A 17,385-nucleotide genomic window follows, 5' to 3' on the forward strand; every position below is an offset into this window, starting at 1 on the left:
GGACGCCCGCTTCCGAATGCCCGGAGAGTTGCACGGCTGAGCGAGGTTCTCTCTAGGAATGCCGGCCCCAGGGGCCGGCATTAACGTTTGTGCGGCGGGAGCCCGCAGAGGTAAGGGCGATAGCGACTGCTGCCGGCGCCCAGACAGGCCTGGCGGCGGTGTGTGCGGCGGCAAGCAGACGACGGTCGCATCGATCGACGGTGGGCGTGCCGTGGCGCTGGCGTAAAATGCGGCGATGAACAATCCCCCCGACAGTCATCTGGTCCACGGCCGGCGCCAGCGCCCGGATGGTCCTTCGCCGATCGATGTGATCTCGGTGCAATCGCAGCTGGTGTATGGCCATGCCGGCAACAGCGCTGCGGTGCCGCCGTTGCGTGCGCTGGGCCTGCGGGTGGCGGAAGTGCCCACCACGCTGCTGAGCAACGCGCCGTTCTACGCCACCTTGCGCGGCCGCATCCTGCCGGCCGACTGGTTGGCAGACCTGTTGCTGGGTGCCACCGAGCGCGGTCTGCCGCAGCGCGCCCGCATGCTGGTCTCCGGCTACTTCGGCAGCCTGGCCAATGGCGAGGCGTTTGCCGACTGGCTCGAGCAGACCTTGCCGCAGGCGCCGCAGCTGCGTTACTGCCTGGATCCGGTGATCGGCGACACGCACACCGGCCCGTATGTGGAACCCGGACTGGAGCGCGTCTTCGCCGAGCGGCTGTTGCCGCATGCCTGGCTGGTGACGCCGAATGCGTTCGAGCTCGGGCGCCTGACCGGTTTGCCGAGTCTGCAGCAGGACGATGCCATCGTTGCCGCGCGCGCATTGCTGGCGCGCGGTCCGCAATGGGTGCTTGCACACAGCGTGGCCGGTGCGGCCGGTGAGCTGGTGACCCTGGCGGTCAGCGACACGGCAGTGTATCGCTGGGCCACGCCGCATCTGCCGGTGGATGTGGCCGGTACCGGCGATGTGCTGATGGCGTTGCTGATCGGTTTGCTGCTGCGCGAGGTGTCGTTCGAGCAGGCGGTGGGGCATGCGCTCAGCGGCGTGCACAGCGCGTTGGAAGCGACCCTGGCTGCGGGCTTTGAAGAGTTCGATGTGCTGGCCGCCGCCCCGGCCGCCCTCGCTGCCGCACCGCGCTTTGCCGTCGAGCGATTGGCATGACGCAGCCGGTGGTCGGCATCGTCGGCATCGCCGGCGCCTACGGGCGCTGGCTGGCGCAGTTTTTGCGCACGCGCATGCGGCTGGAGGTGATCGGCTTCGATCCGGCCGGTGACGGCGACATCGACGAAGCCACGTTGGCGCAGCGTGCGGATGTGTTGATCTTCTCTGCACCGATTCGCCACACCGCCGGCTTGATCGAGCGCTATGTGGACCTTGCCGGCCCGCGCGCCGCGTCGCAGTTGTGGATGGATGTCACCTCGATCAAGCAGGCGCCGGTTGCCGCGATGCTGGCCTCGTCGGCCGAGGTCGTCGGCCTGCATCCGATGACCGCACCGCCCAAATCGCCGACCTTGAAAGGGCGGGTGATGGTGGTCTGCCAGGCGCGCCTGCAGCAGTGGTCCACGTGGGTACAGGCGCTGTGTACCGCGTTGCAGGCCGAGTGCGTGTACGCCACGCCCGAGCACCACGACCGGGTGATGGCGCTGGTGCAGGCAATGGTGCACGCCACCCATCTGGCGCAGGCCGGCACCATGCGCGACTACGCGCCGCTGCTCGGCGAGCTGCGCGCGCTGATGCCGTATCGCTCGGCCTCGTTCGAGCTCGATACCGCGGTGATCGCGCGCATCCTCTCGCTCAATCCGGCGATCTACGAAGACATCCAGTTCGGCAATCCCTACGTCGGCGAGATGCTCGATCGGCTATTGCTGCAACTGCAGGAGCTGCGCGGCCTGGTCGCGCAGGGCGACGATGCGGCGCGCGCGCAGTTCCGCGCCCGGTTCCTGGACGACAACGTGCAGGCGCTGCAGGGCGAGTCGCTCGCCGCGGGCAATTACACCTATGAACGCGTGGGCTACCTGCTGGCCGACCTCACCGAGCCGTTGACCTTAAGCGTGTATCTGCCGGAAGACCAGCCCGGCTCGTTGCGTGCGTTGCTGCATGTGTTCGAGCAGCATGGAGTGAACCTGTCCTCGATCCACTCCTCGCGCACGCCGGTGGGCGAGTTGCATTTCCGCATCGGGTTCGAGCCGGGCAGCGATCGCGCGGCGCTGGCGCAGGCAGCCAGCGACATCGACCGCAGCGACATCGGGCGAGTGCTGGAGCGTTCCGATCGCGTCGGGTAGCAGCAGTGCAGGGCGGCCGTGGGCCTGCTCGATGTCTCAGGGTGCAGCTGTCCGGCAGCGATCACGTCCTGGCCCATGGCAGCGCATGCGATGAGCCGAAGGCGAGAGTGATCGTCGATTGGCGCAAGGCCGAACAACACGCACCGGTTTCATCCACATAGGGTGTGGATGAAACCTGCACAAGCATGTGGATAACTGCGCGCAGCCATTGCGCTGCAACGGCTACGGGCAAGTTGGTCAAAAAATGACCAGTGCTATTTCAGGGCGTCGACAGGCGCAGCTCGCCACCAGCGGTGATGAAGCGCTGGCCTTGCCGTTGCAGGCGGCGGCCATCGGGCAGTTCGTAGCGTGGCGCCTTGTTCGGCTGCGTGCGGGCTTGCTGCTCGTTGCGGGATTCGAGCTCGTCGTGGAATTCGATGATGACGTAGGACTCGCCATCTGCACCGATTGCGGGAAATTGCCGGAAAGACATACGCACCTCCGAAGGATTTCAGGGTCGCAGTGCGAGTCGTCAGGGACCGCACGCCCGGCGCCGGGCCGGTGCAGGCGAGCATGCGCAGGCAGGTGTTACCCGGGCGTCATTGCGCACTGCGGAAACGCTTGGCGAGCCGGCCGGCAGCCTGCTCAACGGCCCAGCTGCAACGCGTCCCGGTCGGCCGTTGCCGCTGCCAGCTCGGCACGCGCCGAGGCGATCCGCGCCTGCGCATCGATCAGGCGCACGCGGGCATCGTTGGCGGTCTCCTCGCGCTGATTGACCAGGAAGAAATCGCCCGATCCCAGTTCGAAGCGGCGGCGCTCGGCCGCGGCGAGGCGGTCGGCCAGGCTGCGTTCTTCGTCGGCGATCCTGGCCAGCCGCTCGGCAGCGGTGAGCGAGATGACGACCGACTCGACCTCCACCGTGATCTGGTCGCGCAGGTAGCGGCTGCGCTGATCCAGCGCCTCGATCTCGGCGCGTGCTTCGGCGACCTTGCCCTTGGCGGCGCGGTTTTCCAGCGGCACGCTGAAGCGGAAGCCGATGATCGCATCGGTCGGCGAGCGGTTCGGGCCGCCCATACCGGGCGCGCCCAGGTCCTTGCTGACCTCGAGGCTGACATCCAGGCGTGGTTTGAGATCGTTCTGCGCCAGCATCAGTCGCGCGGTGGCCTGATCGATACGGGTCAGCACCGCGCGGTAATCGGGGCGCTCCACCGGTGCGGTGATCCTGCTGGCACCGGCCAGACTTTCCAGCGCCGAGGTATCGGCCGGCAGGCGTTCGGTGGAGACGATCAACGGCATGCCGGCGTCGTCGCGCAGGTACAGCGACAGGGCATTGGCGGCATTGGCGAAGTCCTGTTCCGAGCGCACCACCAGGGCGCGCCGGCGGACCAGGTTCTGGTCGTTCTCGGTCAGCAGGATGGTGGGCCGCGCGCCCAGCGTCACCTGCCGTGAAATTGCATTGCGGCGCTGCTCGGCCAGCTGCAGCAGGTCGCTGTAGGCGCGCAGTTTCAGGCCGGCCGCGACCCAGCTCTGGTAGGCATCCACCGCGCGGCGTTGGACGCCGATGGCGACCATTTGCGCCTCGTACTGGGCGACATCGATATCGCCACCGGCAACGTTGCGGCGGGTGCGGCGCTCGTCGACCACCCGGTCGCGCAGCAGCGCATACAGCGCGCCGACTTTCACTTCGCCGCCGCGGTCGGTGTAGGACTTGTCCTCGTAGACCGGGAACGCACCGCGCGAGGAACGATAACCGCCGTAGTAATAGCCGCCGTTGTCGTCGAAGGGACGCTTGACGGTGCTTTCGATCGTGCTGCCGTCGTAGTAGCCGGCCTCGCGCGAGCGGCCGTCGAGATCGAACACGGTATCGAACGCACCGTCGGCCGAGATGCCCTTGCCCTCGGCCTGGCGGACCTTGGCCAGCGCTTCGACGATCTGCGGGGAAGAGCGGGCAGAGGAGCGCAGCACGTCATCCAGCGTCAGCGGGGTGGTCTGGGCGGCGACCACGCCCGGGGCGAGCGCGATCAGCACGGCGACAAGACGGCGGATCATTTCTTGCCGGTCTCGTCGTCTTCGGCCTTGGGCGCCGCCTTGGCCTTGCCCTCATCCTGCGTCGTCGTTGCCGCCGGACGGCGGCCGAACTCCAGCGGGAAATTGTTGAGCTGGCGCCACAGTTCGTAGCCCACCCTCACCGTTTCGCCCTGCACCCAGCCGCGCACCTTGCCGCCCTGGCGGGCGAATTCCTGCGCCGGCCAGGCCGGCTTGCCCGGCTGCGGTTCGACCAGGATACGGAACAGCCCATCGGGCGCGGCATTGGGGTCGATGGCGCGCACGCGGCCATCGAACATGCCGTGCGCCACTGACGGCCAGCCGCTGAACTGGATCGCCGGCCAGCCCTCGAACTCCAGCCGCACCGGGCGGCCGGGGCGGATCAGCGGCACGTCGCGACCGTCGATATACAACTCGACCGCACGCTCCACCCGCTCCGGCGCAATCACCGCCAGCACCGTGCCGGGCGAGACCATCGCACTGCCGCTGGCGGCGTTGAGCTGCTGCACGCGGCCATCGCGCGGTGCGCGCACCAACTGCGCCGACTGGCGGTTCAACTGGATGTCGATGCGGGTCAGCTTGGCGCGCGATTCGGCCAGCTTGGCATCGGCCTCGGCGACCTTGATCTGGGTCAGTTCGAAGTCGCGGCGGCCGGCCAGCCCTTCGGCGAGCAATTGCCTGCTGCGCGCCACATCGATGCTGGCAACCGCGCGCGATTGCTGGATCGCGGTGATTTCCGCCTGCACCTGGGCCCGTTCGCTGGCCAGGCGAACAAGCAGATCCGGGTCCAGGTCGCCGACGCGCGCGATCGGATCGCCGCGCGAGACATGCTGGCCGTCGTGCACATACCAGCGTTCGACCCGGCCTGGCACGAAGGCGGTGACCTGCTGCTGGCGGTCGCCCGGATCCAGCGCCACCACCTGGCCCTTGCCGCTGGCGGTCTGCACCCACGGCGCTAGCGCCAGGATCGCGCTGGCAATGACAATGCCGATCAGCAGCATCCAGGCCAGCGCCTTGGCGATGCTGGGTGGGCGCATCGCCGCCAGGGTGGGGAAGTGCGCGTTGCGATCAGTAGCGTGCTGCATCGTTGGCCTCCTGCGTGGAGGCGATCAGTTCGGCGCGGGTGGCAAAGCGCTGCTGTCGCTCGGGCTGCAGGTGGAACCAGCCATCCAGGGTGATGTCCTCCGGCCGGCCGGTGCACAACAGCACGGTGGTGCCGGCCGCCTTCAGACGTCGCAGCACGCCGGCCAGGCGGTCGGCGGGAATCAGGTCGTACAGCTGCGACAGCATCAGCACACGCGGGCGCACCAACAGCGCGTTGGCCAGCTTCAAGGCCATCACTTCACCGATCCACAGCGGATAGCCGGAGGCGGCCAGCCGCGTGTCCAGGCCTTGCGGCAGCGCGGCGATGCGGGTGCGCAAGCCCACCGCATCGATTGCTTCCAGCATCGCTTCGGAGCTCACATCGGCCGACGCCAGCGCCAGATATTCGCGGATGGTGACCTCGACGATGGTCGGCCGGTCGAGCACCGTCACTTCCGAGCGCAACAGATACATGTCGAAGGTGGCCATGTCCGCACCGCCCACCATGACCAGCCCGCGATCGGGTACCACATGGCGCTTGAGGATCATCGCCAGCAGCCGCTCCGCGCCGCCATCGGCGATCGTCACCAGCTGCTCGCCGGCAGTCAGCGAAAAATCGAAACGCGCGCCGTCGATCACCACGCCATCCAGGCGCACCGCGCTGTTGCCGGGCGTCTTGCCGGGCGCCACGACCGCACGTTCCTGCGGAATGGCGAACAGCAGCGACAGTTCCTCTGAGCTGGCGACCAGGTCGTAGAACGCGTCCAGATACGCACCGAGTTGCGAGATGCCGTAGAAGACCGCGCTGAGGATCAGCTCGGCGGCCACCAGCTGGCCGATCGATAGCTCGCCACGCAGGATCAGGTTGCCGCCCAGCGCCAGCAGCGCCGCGCTGGCGATCGCATAGACCAGCAGGAACGCGACCGTCTGGGTAAAACTGTAACGGAAGTGGCGCCGATGCCGGTCGACATAGGCGGCGGTGACGGACTCGGAGCGGTCCATCGCAAAGTTGAGGTGGCGGCTGGATTTATAGAAGCCGTTGGAGCCGCCGACACTTTCCAGCCAGCGCGCGGCCTCGTGCTTGGCATGGCTCAGGTCGACCGCGGTGCGGATCGACCCGCGCGACCAGATCATCCAGATGCCGAAGATGACCAGCAGCAGCAAGGCATTGAAGCCCAGAAAGAACGGGTGGTAGAAACTGGTGAGTATCAGCCCGACCGCCGATTGCAGCACGATGGTGAAGGCGCCGATGGCCAGGCTCGGCACCGCTTTCTGCACCACCACCAGATCGAAGTAGCGGTTGAACATGTCGCCGCGGTTCTGGTCGGCGAAGAATGGATTCTGCGCATGCACCGCGCGCACGGTGATTTCCGACACCACGCGCGCGAACAGCCGGCGCTCGAACAGCGCCATGACCCATACCCGCATCGCGCTCAGGCCGGCCACCAGCAGCAACAGGCCCAGCAACAGGCTCGACAGGGTCCACAACGGCGCCGGCAGTGCGGTATTGGCCACGCTGTTGATCAGCAACTGCACCGAGATCGGCGTGGCCAGCGACAGCAGGCTGATCGCGACCCCGTACACCATGGCCAGGCGCACATAGGGCATGTCCGGCCCGACGATCTCCGCCAGCCAGGCTCCCGCTTCCCGCCATCCGATCTGCTTGCCCGCCATTCGATTTCCGTTGATGAGTTCAATGAAGCATTGACGAGTTGCAGCTGGCGAACAAGGCCGCCGCGCTTATTCGACGCATAGGATTTTCCTATGCGGCCACCGCACGCAGAAGATCGGCGATCAGACCGAAGGCCGGCGCGCGTCCTGCGCCCTGCCGCCACAACAGCCCGATCTCCCTATAGTAGCGTCCGCCTTTGATCGGCCGGACCACGACATCGTCGCCCTCGCGGATTTCCTGGCGCACATACAGGTCTGGCAGCAATGCAAGACCCATGCCCATCCCGGCCATCTGGCGGATCGCATCCAGGCTGGTGCCTTCGTAATCGCGCAGCACATTGGCACCGACGTCCATGGCGATCGCCGCCACCTGTTCGGCCAGGCGGTACTCAGGCATCAAGGTGAGCAGGTTGGTGCCGCGCAGATCAGCCGGCGTGATGCAGGTCTTGGCACGCAACGGGTGATCGGCGGCCATGGTCACATGCAGCGGTTCGCGAAACAGCCGCTCGCTATGCAGGCCGCGCCCGGCCACCGGCAATTGCGCCAGGATCAGGTCGTGCACGCCGCTGGCCAGGCCACTGGCGAGCACGGTGGGCAGGCCTTCGCGCACGTGCACGCGCAGTGCCGGGTGTTCGCGATGCAGGCGCGCCACCAGGCTCGGCATCAGGTAGGCGCCCAGCGTGGGCGACACGCCCAGCCGGATGGTGCCGATCAGGGTGTCGGCCGAGGTGGCGCGGACGTCTTCCAGGTCGGCGACGTCCAGCAGGATGCTGCGCGCGCGTTCGAGCAGGTCGCGCCCCAATGGCGTCAGGATGGCCGGCACGCCGCGTTCGAACAGCGCGGCGCCGACGATGGTTTCCAGCGCACGGATCTGTTGCGACAGCGACGGTTGCGACACGCCCATCTGCTCGGCGGCGCGGGTGAAGCTGCCGGTGTCGGCGAGCGCGACGAAGTAACTGAGCTGGCGAATGGTGGTTCTGGGGCGGGGCATGCGTGACGTCGTCATTTAGGGGCGCGTGGGGGCGCTGGATCGGCCCGGGCCGCTGCCGCGGACATGCCGGCATGACAGCACATGCCGGTGTCGCCCAGACGTCACTGATCGATGAACTGCAGCCGCGCCAGCTCCGCGTACAGACCATCTTCGGCGATCAACTGCGCGTGCGTGCCCTGCGCGACGATGCGGCCGGCATCCATCACCACGATGCGGTCGGCCTTGAGCACGGTGGCCAGGCGATGGGCGATGACCAGCGTGGTGCGGCCTTCCATCAACCGGTCCAGCGCCTGCTGCACGGCACGTTCGCTCTGCGCATCCAGCGCGCTGGTGGCCTCGTCCAGCAGCAGGATCGGCGCGTCCTTGAGCAAGGCGCGCGCGATCGCCACCCGTTGCTGCTGGCCGCCGGACAGGCGCGTGCCGCGTTCGCCGAGTTCGCTGGCGTAGCCCTGCGGCAAGGCGCGGATGAAACTGTCTGCCTCGGCGGCTGCAGCGGCGGCTTGCACCTCCGCATCGCTGGCGTCCAGGCGCCCATAGCGGATGTTGTCGGCGGCGCTGGCGGCAAACAGCGTGGGCTGCTGCGGCACCAATGCAATGCGTTCGCGCAGCAGTACCGGGTCGGTATCGCGCAGGTCCACCTCGTCGATGCGCAACCTGCCGCTGACCGGGTCGTGGAAGCGCAGCAACATCGCCAGCACCGTGCTCTTGCCGGCGCCGGAGGGCCCGACCAGCGCCACGGTTTCGCCCGGATGGACATGCAGGTCGAAGCCATCCAGCGCCGGCGCGTCGGGGCGCTGCGGATAATGAAATACCACCCGATCGAAGTGGATCGCGCCGCGCAGCGGCTGCGGCAAGGGCTGCGGCGTGGCCGGCGCGACGATCGCCGGCTGCTCGTCGAGCAACTCGCCAACCCGGCCCATGCCTCCGGCCGCGCGCTGCAACTCGTTCCAGACCTCGGCCAAGGCACCGACCGACCCGCCGCCGATCAGTGCGTACAACACGAACTGTCCCAAGGTGCCGGGGGTCATGCGTCCGGCGATCACATCGTGCGCGCCCAGCCACAGCACACCGACGATGGCGCCGAAGATCAGCAGGATCGCCACCGCCGTCACGGTGGCCTGGGTGCGGATGCGCAGCCGCGCGGTATCGATCGCGGCGAACAGTGCCTGGCTGAACCGCTGGCTCTCGTAGCGCTCGCGCGCGTGCGCCTGCACGGTGCGCACCGCGCCCAGCGTTTCGGCTGCCAGGGTGTTGGCATCGGCAACGCGGTCCTGGCTGGCGCGCGAGATCTTCTGCAGGCGGCGTGCGCCCAGCACGATCGGCAGCACCGCCAGCGGAATGCCGACCAAGGTGAAGCCGGCCAGCCGCGGGCTGGTGACGAACAGCATCACCATGCTGCCGATCACCGTCACCGAGCTGCGCAACGCCACCGACATGGTGGTACCGATCACGCCGCGCAGCAGCTCGCTGTCTGCCGACAGGCGCGACACCAGCTCGCCACTGCGGCTGCGGTCATGAAAGCCGGCATCCAGCCCGATCAGATGCGCGTAGAGGCGGCCGCGCAAGTCGGCCACCACCTTTTCGCCCAGCAACGCGACGAAATAAAAGCGCGCGGCCGTTGCCACCGCCAGCACCACCGCCACCGCGAACAGCAGCGCGAAGGCGTGGTTGATCTGCGAGCCGCCGGAGAAACCATGGTCGATCATCTGCTTGACCGCCGCCGGCAGGCTCAATGTCGCGGCCGAGGAAATGGCCAGTGCGATCAGCCAGGCGGCGAACAGGCCACGCTGGCGCCGCACGAAGGGCCACAAGGTGCGCAGGCTGCCAAGCTTCCGCAATGGGTTGGGCCTGGCGGCGGCTGGCTGGTTCATGCGGCTTCCGGTGACGAGAGATGGACACGGTTGCGAGTGGCGTCGCACAGGCGCGTTTTCAAGCCGGCCAGTTGATCGGCAGGCAGTTGCACGCGCAGTGCGGCGCCCTGCGCGTCGAAACGCTCGTCCAGCTTGTCGGCGTGGAAGGCGCTCAATGCAGCATGCACCAGGCCCAGGTCGTCGAACCGGCATTGCAGGTCGAGCAGCGACAGCGCAATCAATGGCTGTCGCGTCGCCAGTCGCAGGCATTCGGCCGCTGCGCCGCCATAGGCACGCACCAGTCCACCGGCGCCGAGCTTGATGCCGCCATACCAGCGCGTGACCACCACGACCACGCGGTCGTAGCCCTGGCCATCAATGGCCGCGAGAATCGGCCGCCCGGCGGTGCCGCTGGGCTCGCCGTCGTCGCTGGAGCGATAGTCCTGCCCGAATCGATAGGCCCAGCAGTTGTGGGTGGCATCGGCAACGGATACGCGCTGCACGATCTCCAGCGCCTGTGCGGGAGAATCCAGTGCCGCAGCGTTGGCCAGAAAGCGACTGTGCTTGATGTCCAGGCTGTGGTGCGCATCAGCGGCGAGGGTATCGAGCATCGTCGCCATTCTATGCGAGCCGGTCGTGCCGGACGCTGCAGCCATCGGCAAGCTTGCAGACCGGCAGGGTGTTCGATGGGGCGTTGCGACGGGGCGGATGTGCAATGAGCGCGCGCTGGCTCCCGGGCGGTTGCGCGCGCGCGCTGTCGTTGCTCTGTCGACCTGGTGAACAACGTGACGCACGGTGCGTGACGTGGCAGCGCCGCCGGGTGCGGCATCGCGCCCGAGCGATGGCCGCATAAGTAGGACATGGTCCGGTGCGTCGCTGCACTTCCACGCAGCTGACGTATGACTACAGCGCCGCTGCGCGCCTGTTGGTGCGCATGCCTGATGCCTGGCCTGGCCTGCGATGGGGTAGGGAGCTTACCTCGCCCCCGCATCACACCAGGGTGGAGCGGCGCTTCTCGTCGATCCACTTGGAGGCCTGCGCCGGCGTGTAGCGCTGCATCCACTGCAGCATCTGTTCGATATCGGCGCCGTACCACAGGTCGCTGCGCTGGTCCGGGTGCAGGAAGCGCTCTTCCACCATGCGATCGATCATGCCGATCAGCGGTGCGTAAAACCCTTCGATGTCCAGGAACGCGCAGGGCTTGTTGCCGATGCCGAGCTGGCGCCAGGTCAGCATCTCGAAGATCTCTTCCATCGTGCCGAAGCCGCCGGGCAGGGCGACAAAGGCATCGGACAGCTCGAACATACGCATCTTGCGCTCATGCATGGAGCCGACGATTTCCAGTGTGGTCAGTCCACGGTGCGCCACTTCCCAATCGGCCAGCTGCTGCGGAATCACCCCGGTGACCTCGCCACCGGCCGCCAGCACCGCATTGGCCACGGTGCCCATCAACCCGACGTTGCCGCCGCCATAGACCAGCCGCAGGCCCTGCTCGGCGATGCGCTGCCCCAGCGCGGTGGCGCGCTCGGCGTAGGCGGGCTTGTTGCCGGCATTGGAACCGCAGTAGACGCAGATGCTTTTCATGGGATTCGGGAACCGGGAGTGGGGAATAGGGAATGGGTCAAAGCAAACACAGAAGCCAGAACGCATGACGCCGGACCTGGGTCCGGCGTCAGCATGAAGAGCGAGGTGATGGGAACGCTCTTACGATTCCCAATTCCCCACTCCCGATTCCCGGCTCAGTTGGCCTTATGAATCGCGCGCTTGCTCACTGCCATCGCGGCGTCGTGGATCGCTTCGGACAGCGTCGGGTGGGCGTGGCAGATGCGTGCCAGATCATCGGCCGAGCCGTTGAATTCCATCGTCAGCACGCCTTCGTGGACCAGCTCCGACACGCCCACGCCGACCAGGTGCATGCCCAGCACGCGATCGGTTTCGGCATCGGCGATGACCTTGACGAAGCCGGCCGGCTCGCCCATGGCCACCGCGCGGCCGATCGCCGCGAACGGGAAGCTGCCGGCCTTGTAGGCCACACCCTCGGCCTTCAACTGCTGCTCGGTCTTGCCGACCCAGGCGATTTCCGGCTCGGTGTAGATGACCCACGGAATGGTGTCGAAGTTGACATGGCCGGGCAGGCCAGCGATTAGCTCGGCCACCGCGATGCCTTCCTCGAAGCCCTTGTGCGCCAGCATCGGGCCACGCACGCAGTCGCCGACCGCCCACACGCCATCGACGCCGGTGTGGCAATGCCCGTCCACTTCGATCTGGCCACGCTCGTTGAGCTTAACGCCGGTGCCCTCGGCCAGCAGGTTCTTGGTCGCAGCCTTGCGGCCTACGGCCACCAGCAACTTGTCCACGGTCAGGGTCTGCTCGCCAGCGGCGTCGGTATAGCTGACCACCACCTGCTTGGCATCGCCGCTGCCGGTGATCTCGGTCTTGCTGACCTTGGCGCCGAGCTTGATGTCCAGGCCCTGCTTCTTGAATTCCTTCAGCGCGGTCTTGGCCACTTCGGCATCGGCCAGCGCCAGGAAATCCGGCAGCGCTTCGAGGATGGTGACCTCGGCGCCCAGGCGCTTCCACACGCTGCCCAGCTCCAGGCCGATCACGCCGGCACCGATCACCGCCAGACGCTTGGGAACGGCAGTGAAATCCAGGCCGCCGACATTGTCGACGATGGTGTCGCCTTCGAACTTGGCAAACGGCAGCTCGATCGACTCCGAGCCCGGCGCCAGGATCACGTTGGTGCCCTTGAGCGCGATCTCGCCGCCTTCGTGCTGGGCGACCTTGACGATGTTGCCCGGCAGCAGCTGGCCGAAGCCGTAGTACGGGGTGATCTTGTTGGCCTTGAACAGCATCGCGATGCCGCCGGTGAACTGCTTCACGATCTTGTCCTTGCGGCCGATCATGGTGGGCACGTCCATCTTGGCGTCGTTGAAGCTGATGCCGTGGTCGCCGAACAGGTGGCCCATGTTCCAGAACTGGCGCGAGGAATCCAGCAGCGCCTTGGACGGAATGCAGCCCACGCGCAGGCAGGTGCCGCCCAGTGCAGGCTTGCCGTCCTTGCCGATGGCCGCGTCGATGCAGGCGACCTTCATGCCCAGCTGGGCCGCGCGAATCGCAGCGTGATAACCGGCCGGACCGGCACCGATGACGACGACGTCGAATTGTTCGCTCATTTCATTTGCTCACGGGAATGGGGAATAGGGAATGGAGAATCGCAAGAGCGCATGCGTGCGCCTGCCGCGTCCCATCCAGGTCCAGGCGGGAATGGAGCGGTTGATGGGCGCTTGTCCCATTCCCCAGTCTCCATTCCCGATTCCCGGCTCTTACAGACCGAACAACATCCGGCCCGGGTTTTCCAGCTGATTCTTGATGTCGACCAGGAACTGCACCGAATCCTTGCCGTCGATGATGCGGTGGTCGTAGGACAGCGCCAGATACATCATCGGGGCGATCACGATCTGGCCGTTTTCGGCAATCGGACGCTCCTTGATCGCGTGCATGCCCAGGATGGCGCTCTGCGGCGGGTTGATGATCGGGGTGGACAGCAGCGAGCCGAAGGTGCCGCCGTTGGTGATGGTGAACGTACCGCCCTGCAGATCGTCCAGTCCCAGCTTGCCGGCGCGCGCCTTGGCGGCGTAGTCCGCAATGCCCTGCTCGACGTCGGCGAACGACTGGCGCTCGACGTTACGCAGCACCGGCGTGACCAGGCCCTTCTCGGTCGAGACCGCAATCGAGATGTCGCTGTAGCCGTGATAGATGATGTCGTCGCCGTCGATCGAGGCATTGACCAGCGGGAAGCGCTGCAGCGCGTTGGCGGCGGCCTTGACGAAAAAGCTCATGAAACCGAGCTTGATGCCGTGCGCCTTCTGGAATTCGTCCTGCAGCTCCTTGCGCGCGGCCGACACCTTGGCGAGGTTGACCTCGTTGAAAGTGGTCAGCATCGCGGTGGAGTTCTTGGACTCCATCAGGCGCTTGGCGATGGTCTTGCGCACGCGGGTCATCGGCACGCGCTCTTCCGGACGGGCGCCGGACGCCTTGCCCACACCGCCGGCTTTGGCGAAGTTGACGATGTCTTCCTTGGTCACCGCGCCACGACGGCCGGTGCCTTCGACCTGGGCCGGATCCACGCCCTGGGTGATTGCGGAAAAACGCGCACCCGGGGGCAAGGCATCGGCAGCGGACTTGGACGCAGCGGCAGGCGCAGCGGCAGCAGCCGGGGCCGGCGCCGCGACCGGTGCAGCAGCGGCAGGCGCCGGTGCATCGGCCTTCTTCTCGTCGGCCGGTGCGGCCGCAGCCACGGCGCCTTCTTCGATGATTGCCAGGATCTGGTTGCTGGTGACGGTGCTGCCGGCTTCGAACTTGATTTCCTTCAGTACGCCGTCGACCGGCGAAGGAACTTCCAACACGACCTTGTCGGTTTCCAGGTCGACCAGATTCTCGTCGCGCTTGACCGCTTCACCGGCCTTCTTGTGCCAGCTGGCGATGGTGGCGTCGGAAACGGATTCGGGCAGTACCGGAACTTTGACTTCGGTGGCCATTCGGGGAGCGTCCTAGGGTTTTCGTTCTTTGGGGAAGAGGAGTTATTCAGCGACTTGGTCGTTGAACGGATTGAGTAGCGCATCGGCGACCAGCTTCTGCTGCTCGACGATGTGGTCGGCCATGTGGCCGGCGGCAGGCGAGGGCGAACGGGCACGGCCGGCGTAATGCAGGCTCTGACCGCTGGCCAGGCAGAAATTCAGATGGTGACGGATCTGGTACCACGCACCCTGGTTCTGCGGTTCTTCCTGGCACCACACCACGTCGGTGGCGTTGGCATAGGCCTTGAGCTCGGCGGCCAGCTGCGCACGCGGGAACGGATACAGCTGCTCCACGCGCAGGATGGCGACGTCGTCCTGGCCACGCTTGGTCTGGTCTTCGAGCAGGTCGTAATAGACCTTGCCCGAGCACAGCACCACGCGCTTGACCTTGCCGGCATCGGCCTTGGCGTCGGGAATCAGATGCTGGAACTCGCCCTCGGCCAGTTCTTCCAGGCTCGACACCGCCAGCTTGTGGCGCAGCAACGACTTGGGCGTCATCACCACCAGCGGCTTGCGGGTGGTCATGCGCATCTGGCGGCGGATCATGTGGAAGCACTGCGCCGGCGTGGTCGGCACGCAGACCAGCATGTTCTCCAGCGCGCACAGCTGCAGGAAGCGCTCCAGACGCGCGGAGCTGTGCTCCGGACCCTGGCCTTCGTAGCCGTGCGGCAGGAACAGCGACAGGCCCGCAATGCGGCCCCACTTGGCTTCGCCAGCGGCGATGAACTGGTCGATCACCACCTGCGCGCCGTTGGCGAAGTCGCCGAACTGCGCTTCCCAGATGCACAACGCATTCGGGTCGGTGGTGGAGTAGCCGTATTCGAAGCCCATCACCGCTTCTTCGCTGAGCAGCGAGTCGATGATGGTGGCGTCTTCGGGGTTCTGCACCAGCTGGCGCAGCGGCAGGTAATAGCTGTCGGTCTTCTGGTCATGCAGGATCGCGTGACGGTGGAAGAACGTGCCGCGCCCGGCATCCTGGCCGACCAGGCGCAGCTTGTGGCCTTCGGCCAGCAAGGTCGCATAGGCCAGGTTTTCGGCAAAGCCCCAGTCGCCGGCCTGCTCGCCGGCGGCCATCTTGACGCGGTCGTCGTAGATCTTGCCGACGCGCGCATGCAGCTCGACGCCTTGCGGGATCGTGGTGATCAGCTTGGCCAGACGATCCAGCTGCTCGCGCTTGACGCGGGTGTCGACCGGATCGGCAGCGGTGCCGACCAGATACTTGGACCAGTCGATGGCAAATTCGTCCGGCTTGCGTGTCGCCAGCTCGGTGGTGTATTCGCCCGAATCGAGCTTGTTGCGGTAACCGTCCACCAGCGCCTTGGCCTCGTCGGCGCTCAGCAGGCCCTCGCCTTCCAGCTTGGCGGCGTACAGCTCGCGTGTGGTCTTGTGCTTGCGGATGGTCTGGTACATCACCGGCTGGGTCGCTGCTGGTTCGTCGGCCTCGTTATGGCCCCAACGGCGGTAGCAGACCAGGTCGATGACCACGTCCTTCTTGAACTGCTGGCGGAACTCGTAGGCCAGCTTGGACACGAACATGACCGCGTCCGGGTCGTCGCCGTTCACGTGGAACACCGGCGCGCCGATCATCTTGGCCACGTCGGTGCAGTACAGCGTGGAACGGGCGTCGTCGCGGGCGCTGGTGGTGAAGCCGATCTGGTTGTTGATCACGATGTGCACGGTGCCGCCGACGGCGAAACCGCGCGCCTGCGACATCTGGAACAGTTCCATCACCACGCCCTGGCCGGCGAATGCGGCATCGCCGTGGATCAGGATCGGCAGCACGGTCTTGCGCTCGGCATCGCCGAAGCGTTCCTGACGCGAACGCACGCTGCCGACCACGACCGGGTCGACGATTTCCAGGTGCGAGGGGTTGAAGGCCAGTGCCAGATGCACCTGCTTGTCGCCACCGACCGCGATGTCGGCCGAGAAACCCATGTGGTACTTGACGTCGCCGGTATGCGCGCGGTCGTCGTGGGCGTGCTCGAACTTGCCTTCGAACTCGTCGAACAGCTTGCGGGGGTTCTTGCCCAGCGTGTTGACCAGCACGTTGAGGCGGCCGCGGTGGGCCATGCCGATCACGATGTCCTTGACCTGATCGCTGCCGGACTGGCGAATGATCTCGTCCATCATCGGGATCAGCGCGTCGCCGCCTTCCAGCGAGAAGCGCTTCTGGCCGACGTACTTGGTATGCAGGTAGCGCTCCAGGCCTTCGGCGGCGGTGAGCCGCTCCAGCGTGCGCTTGCGGCTGGCCGCGTCGCCGGCGATCTTGCCGCCGGCATCTTCCAGGCGCTTGTAGATCCACTGGCGCTGGTCGAATTCCTGGATGTGCATGAACTCTGCGCCGATGGTGCTGGCGTAGGTCGCCTTCAGGCGGGTTAGCAGGTCCTTCAGCTTCATGCGCGGCTGGCCGCCGACGCCGCCGGTGCTGAACTCGCTGTCCAGATCCGCCTGCGACAGGCTGTGGAACGGCAGGTCCAGATCGGGCGGGTTGACCGGCGGGGTCAGGCCGAGCGGGTCGAGCTGCGCGCCGAGGTGACCACGCGCACGATAGGCGGTGATCAGGCGGCCGACGTTGCGCTCGCGCTCGTCACTGGCCCCTGCGCCGGTCCCGGCGCTGGCAGCCTGCTTGGAGGCGGTGAGGATGTGGGCAATGGCCGCCGAGTGCGGCACATCACCGGCATCGCGACCCTTGAAGCCATCGAAATAGCTCTTCCACTTCGGGTCGACACTGTCCGGGGCGACGAGGTACTGCTCGTACAGATCCTCGATATAGGCGGCGTTGCCGCCGGCGAGCTGCGATGACTGTGCGAACTGCTTTAGGAGATTATCCACGATGGTAAGTCGGGTCTGCTGTGGGGATGATTGTGCGGAAGCGGCAGGGCGAGATGCCCTGTCGGTCGGTCTCAAATCTCGAAAAATT

The 17,385-nt window shown here is 66.6% G+C and carries 13 protein-coding genes; 2 read left to right on the plus strand and 11 right to left on the minus strand.

The annotated features are described in order from the left end of the window. The first annotated feature begins 235 nt into the window (after positions 1-235). Positions 236-1,144 (plus strand): pyridoxal kinase, encoded by a 909-nt coding sequence (gene pdxY, locus FHT08_RS15445; RefSeq protein ID WP_166775602.1) that lies wholly within the window; start codon positions 236-238, stop codon positions 1,142-1,144. Next, positions 1,141-2,265 carry a prephenate dehydrogenase gene (locus tag FHT08_RS15450; RefSeq protein ID WP_166775603.1) on the plus strand — a complete coding sequence of 375 codons (1,125 nt, stop codon included), beginning with the start codon at positions 1,141-1,143 and terminating at the stop codon, positions 2,263-2,265. The genes pdxY and FHT08_RS15450 overlap by 4 nt, the downstream gene beginning before the upstream one ends. 259 nt (positions 2,266-2,524) lie before the next feature. Here FHT08_RS15450 and FHT08_RS15455 read toward each other — a convergent pair whose 3' ends face one another. The 11 genes from FHT08_RS15455 to FHT08_RS15505 form a co-directional block, all read right to left on the minus strand. Beyond that, on the minus strand, positions 2,525-2,737 hold the full coding sequence (locus FHT08_RS15455) for a hypothetical protein (protein ID WP_166775604.1): 213 nt from the start codon (positions 2,735-2,737) through the stop codon (positions 2,525-2,527). Positions 2,738-2,889: 152 nt separating this feature from the next. Further along, positions 2,890-4,293, minus strand: a complete 1,404-nt coding sequence (locus FHT08_RS15460) for a TolC family protein (RefSeq protein ID WP_166775605.1) — start codon at positions 4,291-4,293, stop codon at positions 2,890-2,892. Next, positions 4,290-5,375: an HlyD family efflux transporter periplasmic adaptor subunit gene (locus FHT08_RS15465; RefSeq protein ID WP_104605406.1), complete on the minus strand. Its 1,086-nt coding sequence runs from the start codon at positions 5,373-5,375 to the stop codon at positions 4,290-4,292. The genes FHT08_RS15460 and FHT08_RS15465 overlap by 4 nt, the downstream gene beginning before the upstream one ends. Beyond that, positions 5,359-7,047, minus strand: coding sequence for an ABC transporter ATP-binding protein (locus FHT08_RS15470; RefSeq protein WP_104538042.1), 1,689 nt, complete (start codon positions 7,045-7,047; stop codon positions 5,359-5,361). Before FHT08_RS15470 ends, FHT08_RS15465 begins: the two co-directional genes overlap by 17 nt. Positions 7,048-7,135: 88 nt before the next feature. After that, positions 7,136-8,035, minus strand: a complete 900-nt coding sequence (locus FHT08_RS15475) for a hydrogen peroxide-inducible genes activator (RefSeq protein WP_166775606.1) — start codon at positions 8,033-8,035, stop codon at positions 7,136-7,138. Positions 8,036-8,136: 101 nt separating this feature from the next. Next, positions 8,137-9,906, minus strand: a complete 1,770-nt coding sequence (locus tag FHT08_RS15480) for an ABC transporter transmembrane domain-containing protein (RefSeq protein WP_166775607.1) — start codon at positions 9,904-9,906, stop codon at positions 8,137-8,139. After that, positions 9,903-10,505: a YigZ family protein gene (locus FHT08_RS15485; protein ID WP_166775608.1), complete on the minus strand. Its 603-nt coding sequence runs from the start codon at positions 10,503-10,505 to the stop codon at positions 9,903-9,905. Before FHT08_RS15485 ends, FHT08_RS15480 begins: the two co-directional genes overlap by 4 nt. A 370-nt stretch (positions 10,506-10,875) precedes the next feature. Continuing rightward, a complete protein-coding gene (locus FHT08_RS15490) occupies positions 10,876-11,469 on the minus strand; it encodes a TIGR00730 family Rossman fold protein (protein WP_104605414.1) in 594 nt (197 codons plus the stop codon). A 155-nt stretch (positions 11,470-11,624) separates the two neighbouring features. Next, positions 11,625-13,061, minus strand: a complete 1,437-nt coding sequence (gene lpdA, locus FHT08_RS15495; protein WP_166775609.1) for a dihydrolipoyl dehydrogenase — start codon at positions 13,059-13,061, stop codon at positions 11,625-11,627. 150 nt (positions 13,062-13,211) lie between these two features. Continuing rightward, entirely contained in the window at positions 13,212-14,426 is a 1,215-nt protein-coding gene (gene sucB / locus FHT08_RS15500) for a dihydrolipoyllysine-residue succinyltransferase (RefSeq protein ID WP_166775610.1), read from the minus strand. Positions 14,427-14,468: 42 nt separating this feature from the next. Further along, entirely contained in the window at positions 14,469-17,372 is a 2,904-nt protein-coding gene (locus tag FHT08_RS15505) for a 2-oxoglutarate dehydrogenase E1 component (protein WP_208409072.1), read from the minus strand. Between the last annotated feature and the right edge of the window lie 13 nt (positions 17,373-17,385).

The organism is Xanthomonas sp. CFBP 8151, assembly GCF_011761885.1.
GTDB lineage: Bacteria > Pseudomonadota > Gammaproteobacteria > Xanthomonadales > Xanthomonadaceae > Xanthomonas > Xanthomonas arboricola_B.

What these genes read in the sequence shown, in the direction of transcription:
- pdxY (WP_166775602.1), top strand. Translation starts at nt 236, where the DNA reads ATGAACAATCCCCCCGACAGTCATCTGGTCCACGGCCGGCGCCAGCGC.
- FHT08_RS15450 (WP_166775603.1), top strand. Translation starts at nt 1,141, where the DNA reads ATGACGCAGCCGGTGGTCGGCATCGTCGGCATCGCCGGCGCCTACGGG.
- FHT08_RS15455 (WP_166775604.1), bottom strand. Translation starts at nt 2,737, where the DNA reads ATGTCTTTCCGGCAATTTCCCGCAATCGGTGCAGATGGCGAGTCCTAC.
- FHT08_RS15460 (WP_166775605.1), bottom strand. Translation starts at nt 4,293, where the DNA reads ATGATCCGCCGTCTTGTCGCCGTGCTGATCGCGCTCGCCCCGGGCGTG.
- FHT08_RS15465 (WP_104605406.1), bottom strand. Translation starts at nt 5,375, where the DNA reads ATGCAGCACGCTACTGATCGCAACGCGCACTTCCCCACCCTGGCGGCG.
- FHT08_RS15470 (WP_104538042.1), bottom strand. Translation starts at nt 7,047, where the DNA reads ATGGCGGGCAAGCAGATCGGATGGCGGGAAGCGGGAGCCTGGCTGGCG.
- FHT08_RS15475 (WP_166775606.1), bottom strand. Translation starts at nt 8,035, where the DNA reads ATGCCCCGCCCCAGAACCACCATTCGCCAGCTCAGTTACTTCGTCGCG.
- FHT08_RS15480 (WP_166775607.1), bottom strand. Translation starts at nt 9,906, where the DNA reads ATGAACCAGCCAGCCGCCGCCAGGCCCAACCCATTGCGGAAGCTTGGC.
- FHT08_RS15485 (WP_166775608.1), bottom strand. Translation starts at nt 10,505, where the DNA reads ATGGCGACGATGCTCGATACCCTCGCCGCTGATGCGCACCACAGCCTG.
- FHT08_RS15490 (WP_104605414.1), bottom strand. Translation starts at nt 11,469, where the DNA reads ATGAAAAGCATCTGCGTCTACTGCGGTTCCAATGCCGGCAACAAGCCC.
- lpdA (WP_166775609.1), bottom strand. Translation starts at nt 13,061, where the DNA reads ATGAGCGAACAATTCGACGTCGTCGTCATCGGTGCCGGTCCGGCCGGT.
- sucB (WP_166775610.1), bottom strand. Translation starts at nt 14,426, where the DNA reads ATGGCCACCGAAGTCAAAGTTCCGGTACTGCCCGAATCCGTTTCCGAC.